Annotated in this window: 4 protein-coding genes; all 4 read left to right on the forward strand. The window is 35.0% G+C overall.

The features are described from left to right. Positions 1 to 109: 109 nt before the first annotated feature. The 4 genes from rpoC (at position 110) to DYH56_RS13555 (ending at position 5955) form a co-directional block, all read left to right on the forward strand. Positions 110 to 4069: a DNA-directed RNA polymerase subunit beta' gene (gene rpoC / locus DYH56_RS13540; protein WP_114643411.1), complete on the forward strand. Its 3960-nt coding sequence runs from the start codon at positions 110 to 112 to the stop codon at positions 4067 to 4069. A 114-nt stretch (positions 4070 to 4183) separates the two neighbouring features. Beyond that, positions 4184 to 4741: a guanylate kinase gene (gene gmk / locus DYH56_RS13545; RefSeq protein ID WP_114643412.1), complete on the forward strand. Its 558-nt coding sequence runs from the start codon at positions 4184 to 4186 to the stop codon at positions 4739 to 4741. A 16-nt stretch (positions 4742 to 4757) separates the two neighbouring features. Continuing rightward, complete coding sequence (rpoZ, locus tag DYH56_RS13550; protein WP_114643413.1) at positions 4758 to 4967, forward strand: DNA-directed RNA polymerase subunit omega; 210 nt, start codon at positions 4758 to 4760, stop codon at positions 4965 to 4967. A gap of 1 nt (position 4968) precedes the next feature. Further along, complete coding sequence (locus tag DYH56_RS13555) at positions 4969 to 5955, forward strand: FAD:protein FMN transferase (protein WP_114643414.1); 987 nt, start codon at positions 4969 to 4971, stop codon at positions 5953 to 5955. Positions 5956 to 6112: the final 157 nt, after the last annotated feature.

A 6112-nucleotide genomic window follows, 5' to 3' on the forward strand; every position in this document is an offset into this window, starting at 1 on the left:
GGGTTATAAAAGACAGAATATAGCAGGGAAAGAGATCCTTTCCCTGCTAAAACCTGCCCTTAAAAAGCTTATTTTTGAAAAGATTTAATTAAGGAGGCTATTTAATAGTATGGGAATAAAAAACTTCGAAAAAATTAGAATTAAACTTGCATCCCCAGAGAAGATCCAGGAGTGGTCATTTGGAGAGGTAACAAAACCAGAAACAATAAACTATAGAACATTAAACCCTGAATTTGATGGTTTATTCTGTGAAAGAATATTCGGACCAACAAAGGACTGGGAATGTGCTTGTGGAAAATATAAGAGAATGAGATACAAAGGCCTTGTATGTGAAAAGTGTGGGGTTGAAGTAACTAAATCAAAGGTAAGAAGAGAAAGAATGGGACACATCCAATTAGCGGCACCGGTAGCACATATCTGGTACTCTAAAGGAACTCCTAATAAGATGGCTCTTTTAATCGGTATATCTCCAAAGGAATTAGAATCGGTACTTTACTTTGCTAGATACTTAGTATTAAGTCCTGCTGATACTGGTTTAGAAGTTGGAAAAATATTAACTGAGAGAGAATATAAGTTATACAGACAGCAGCATGGAAAAGCTTTTGAAGCTAAGATGGGTGCTGAAGGTATCTTAAAATTATTGGAAAGAATAGATCTTAAAAAATTAGCTCAAGAATTAGAGAAGGATTTTGAAGAGGTTACTTCTGCTCAAAAAAGAAAGAAATTAGTTAAGAGATTAAAAGTTGTAAGAGACTTATTATCTTCTGAAAACAGCCCTGCCTGGATGATACTTAAGAGTGTTCCTATCATTCCTGCTGATCTTAGACCAATGGTACAATTAGATGGTGGAAGATTTGCGACTTCAGACTTAAATGATCTATATAGAAGAGTAATCAACAGAAATAACAGATTGAAGAAGTTATTGGATATTGGTGCACCTGAGATCGTAGTAAAAAATGAAAAAAGAATGCTGCAAGAAGCTGTAGATGCCCTTATCGACAACGGTAGAAGAGGTAAACCAGTAGTAGCTCAAAATAATAGAGAGTTAAAGTCATTATCAGATATGCTTAAAGGTAAGCAGGGAAGATTCAGACAAAACTTACTAGGAAAACGTGTGGACTACTCAGCAAGATCGGTAATCGTAGTAGGACCAACGTTAAAATTACACGAATGTGGAATTCCTAAGAAGATGGCATTGGAATTATACAAGCCATTTATCATGAGAGAATTAGTAAAGAGAGAGATCGCTGGAACTATCAAGACTGCTAAGAAATTAGTAGAAGATGCAGATGACTGTGTATGGGAAGTAATTGAAGATGTAATCGCTGATCATCCAGTATTATTGAACAGAGCCCCAACACTGCATAGATTATCTATCCAAGCTTTCCAACCGGTATTAATTGAAGGTAAAGCAATCAGATTACATCCATTAGCATGTGCAGCATTCAATGCCGACTTCGATGGAGACCAAATGGCAGTTCATTTAGTATTATCACCTGAATCTATCATGGAAGCGAAAACTCTTATGATGGCTTCAAATAATATCATAGCACTATCAAATGGGGAACCTATAATTGTACCGTCTCAGGATATGGTAATGGGTTGTTTCTATATGACAAAAGAAAAGCCAGGAGCTAAAGGAGAAGGAATGAACTTCTCAAATAAGAACCAGGCTATCACAGCTTACCAAAATAAAATCATCGAAACACACGCAATTATTAATGTAAGAATGGGTAAAGACGAAGATAGAAAGATGGTAACTACAACTGTAGGAAGACTTTTATTCAACGCACTATTACCAGCTGAAGTTAAGAGATATGATGTAACATTTGGTAAGAAGCAGTTAAAAGACTTGATCACAGACCTGTTTAAAACTCAAGGATTTACTATTACAGCTAAGTTAATCAATGATATCAAAGACTTCGGTTTCCACTATGCATGTTTCGCAGGAATAACTGTAGGAATAGAAGATATGACGATTCCTGAAACTAAAAAAGCTATCTTAGCAAAAGCTGACCAAGATGTAGCTGATATCAATAGAGCTTATAAAGCCGGAGAGATCATAAACGAAGAAAGATATAGAAGAACAGTTGCAATCTGGTCACAAGCTACCGAAGATGTAACTACAGACATGATGAAAGGTCTAGACGACTTTAACCCGGTAAACATGATGGCCAACTCAGGTGCCAGAGGTTCCATCGCACAGATGAGACAACTAGCTGCCATGAGAGGACTAATGGCTGATACAACTGGTAAGATCATCGAAGTACCTATCAAAGCCAACTTTAGAGAAGGACTGACAGTAATGGAATTCTTCATGTCATCACATGGAGCAAGAAAAGGACTGGCAGATACGGCTCTGAGAACAGCTGACTCAGGTTACTTAACAAGAAGATTAGTAGATATATCACATGAAGTTATTGTAAATGAAGACGACTGTGAAACTTATGAAAACATCGAAGTTGCCAATCTGATCTCGGAAGGTAAGATCATTGAATACCTACATGAAAGAATTTTAGGTAGAGTAATAGCAATAGATCTTTATCATAACGATGAATTATTATACCCTAGAGGTACAATGATGGATGAGAAGGTAGCGCAAATTATCGTAGATAAAGGTGTTAGATCGGTTAAGATCAGATCTCCGTTGACATGTGCTCTTGAAAAGGGAGTTTGTAGAAAGTGTTACGGTAGAGATTTATCTAACCACAGAGATATCCTGTTAGGAGAAGCTGTAGGAGTAATCGCAGCCCAATCTATCGGAGAACCTGGTACACAGCTTACAATGAGAACTTTCCATACAGGAGGAGTTGCATCGACATCGATCGCTCAAAATACTATCAAAACAGAAAACGATGGAGTTGTAGAATTCCAAGAGATTAGAACTTTATTGAATAAGGAAACTAATGAACTACAAGTAGTTTCTCAAGGGTCTAAGATAATCGTTGGAACATATGAATATACAGTAACAACTGGTTCGATCCTAAGAGTAGAGGAAGGACAAACAGTTAAAGCTGGAGATACACTGACAGAATTTGACCCATACAATATCCCTATCATCGCTGAAAAAGATGGTAGAATTGAGTATAGAGAACTATTCATCAAAGAAATATATGATGAAAAATATGATGTTACCGAATATCTTGCAATCAAACCGGTAGAAACTGGAGACGTCAACCCAAGAGTTATTATATTTAACTCTAAGGATGAAAAAGTTGCAGAATATGTAATTCCATATGGTGCATACTTATTGATGAAAGAGGGAGATAAAGTATATGAAGGAGATATCATATCTAAAATAATCCCGGAAACATCAGGAACAAAAGATATCACTGGTGGTCTTCCAAGAGTACAGGAATTATTCGAGGCTAGAAATCCTAAAGGTAAAGCTATCTTAACTCAAATTGATGGTAAGGTAGAAGTTACTGGTAAGAAGAAGAAAGGTCAGAGAATAATCTTAGTAAGATCTATAGAAGATTCTGAGATAGTTAAAGAATACTTGATTCCAATGGGAGAGCATTTAATTGTTACCGATGGAATGGTAGTTAAAGCCGGAGACAAGTTGATTGAAGGTGTTATTTCACCACATGACGTACTTGAGATCAAAGGTTTAGTAGAAGCAGAGCAATTTATCCTGGAATCTGTACAACAAGTATATAGAGACCAGGGAGTTTCGGTAAACGATAAGCATATCGAGATCATTGTTAAGCAGATGTTTAAGAAAGTAATAATCTTAAAGGCTGGAGGTTCATTATTCTTAGAGGAAGAAGTTATTGAAAAGAGAGTAGCAGACCTTGAGAATAATATCCTTAGAAAAGCTGGAAAGAAAGAAATAGAGTATAGATCTGTAATCCAAGGTATTACCAAGGCAGCAGTAAATACTGATAGTTTCATCTCAGCAGCATCATTCCAAGAAACTACTAAGGTACTTTCAAATGCAGCAATTGAAGGAAAAGAAGATTACTTAGAAGGATTGAAGGAAAATGTAATCATGGGTAAGAGAATACCAGCAGGTACGGGATTCCATGAATACGAAGATTTACATATAAAGACTGTAGAAGAAAAATAAAAGATAGGCGACTTAGTCGCCTATTTTACTATAAAAAGTAAATATAGCTCCTTCCATGTCGTAGTCGTCAATGGAGAAACTATAAGAAGGAAGAGTAATTAAAGGAGAATAAATATGGGAAGAGGAAGGTTATTTGTTGTGTCCGGTCCAAGTGGGGCGGGAAAATCAACGGTATGTAAACAAGTTCGCAGAGACCTAAATATTAATTTGGCTACATCAGCAACTACTAGATCTCCTAGAGAAGGGGAAGAAGAAGGCAGGGAATATTATTTTTTAACTTTGAAAGAATTTGAAAAAAGAATAGAAAATGATGAATTTTTAGAGTATGCCAATGTACATGGAAATTATTACGGAACATTAAAATCTGAAGCAGAGTCCAGGTTAAGCCGTGGAGAAAATGTAGTTTTAGAGATAGACGTACAAGGTGGAATTCAAATAAAAAAAAGATTTGAAGATGCATGTTTAGTTTTCTTTAAAGCTCCTACAGAAAAAATATTGGAAGAAAGACTTCGTGGAAGGGGTACTGAAGCTGAAGAAACGGTACAGCTGAGGTTGAAAAATTCACTAAAAGAAATGGCTTTTGAAGATGAATATGATCATGTGATAGTCAATGAAACTGTGGATAAATCTGTATCGGAATTGATAGAAATAATAAGAAAAGAAAGCAACTAATAATGGAGGAATGAAAATGAAAAAGAAAGTAACTTATGATGAATTATTAGAAAAAATACCGAATAAATATAAATTAGCAATGACTCTGGGTAAAAGATATGGTCAAATAGTAGCTGGAGAACCTCTTTTAGTAAAACCAAGAAAAAAAGATACTATAGCAGAAATAGCAAGCAGGGAAGTATTGGAAGAAAAGGTACAATTAGTGAGAGGAAAAATAGAGGGATAATATGAAAAAAATTCTATTGATTTTTATCTTACTGCTCCTAATTGGATGTGGAAAAAAAGAAAAGAAAAAAATAGTAGAGAAAAAATTTGCCTTTGGAACAATGATAGATATGGTAGTTTATTCTGAAAACCCTGCAAAAGCTAAAAAAGCAATGGATCTGGCTTTTGAGGAAATTAAAAGGATAGATGACAAATTTAATACCCATAAAGAGGATAGTCTGACCTATAAACTGAATCATAATCCAGGTAAATTTTTTGAATTAGATAGTGAAGGTTTACATCTGTTTTCAGGTGTGGAACAAATCTATAATGTGAGTAAAACCAAATATGATATCACTATATCTCCACTGATGAAAGTCTGGGGATTTTTCGATGAATCTGATAGGGTGAAGATCCCTAAAAAAGATGAGCTGGAAAAAGCTGTTATGATGGTAGATTACAGTAATTTGGAAGTTGCAGGGGATAAAATCAGGTTAAAAACTTCTAAAAATAAGATAGATACAGGATCATTTCTGAAGGGATATGCTATCCATAGAGCTAAGATTATATTAGCAGAAAATAAAGTGGAACATGCCTTTATAAGTGCTATATCCAGTATTGAAACTTTGAATACAAAACCAGAGGGGGAGTCTTGGAAGGTGGGGTTGCAAAACCCGGAAGATCCTTCCAAGGTATACCATATCGTCGGAGTAGATGATAAATCCATGGGAGTATCTGGAGATTATCAAATCTATGTGGAGATAGATGGTAAAAAATATCATCATCTGATAGATAAAGAAACCGGATATCCTGTGAGGGACAGAAAGATGGTGGTAGTTATCGGAGAAGACGGCTTTTTTGCCGATATGTATTCTACAGCTTTTTTTTCTATGCCCATAGAAGATGTGATCGCTTATGTCAATTACACAGATGGTTTGGAGGTAATGATAGTAAAAGCTGATATGTCTGAAGTATATAGTGATGGATTTAAAAAATATATGATTAAATAAGAAGTAGGTGTAATTATAAATTACACCTACTTTTTTATTATCTAGGAAATTATAAATTTGAATATTTGTAAAAAAGAAGAAGTTTAGTTGGGTGGTAAAGAATTTTTAGAGGAAAAATTACTTTTAGGAAATAAATGAATAAAAAAATGTATATAAA

It is taken from the genome of Psychrilyobacter piezotolerans (assembly GCF_003391055.1).
Lineage (GTDB): Bacteria > Fusobacteriota > Fusobacteriia > Fusobacteriales > Fusobacteriaceae > Psychrilyobacter > Psychrilyobacter piezotolerans.

Bases quoted from the DNA above. Each gene is read 5' to 3' on its own strand.
- rpoC (WP_114643411.1), top strand. From the start codon at position 110: ATGGGAATAAAAAACTTCGAAAAAATTAGAATTAAACTTGCATCCCCA.
- gmk (WP_114643412.1), top strand. From the start codon at position 4,184: ATGGGAAGAGGAAGGTTATTTGTTGTGTCCGGTCCAAGTGGGGCGGGA.
- rpoZ (WP_114643413.1), top strand. From the start codon at position 4,758: ATGAAAAAGAAAGTAACTTATGATGAATTATTAGAAAAAATACCGAAT.
- DYH56_RS13555 (WP_114643414.1), top strand. From the start codon at position 4,969: ATGAAAAAAATTCTATTGATTTTTATCTTACTGCTCCTAATTGGATGT.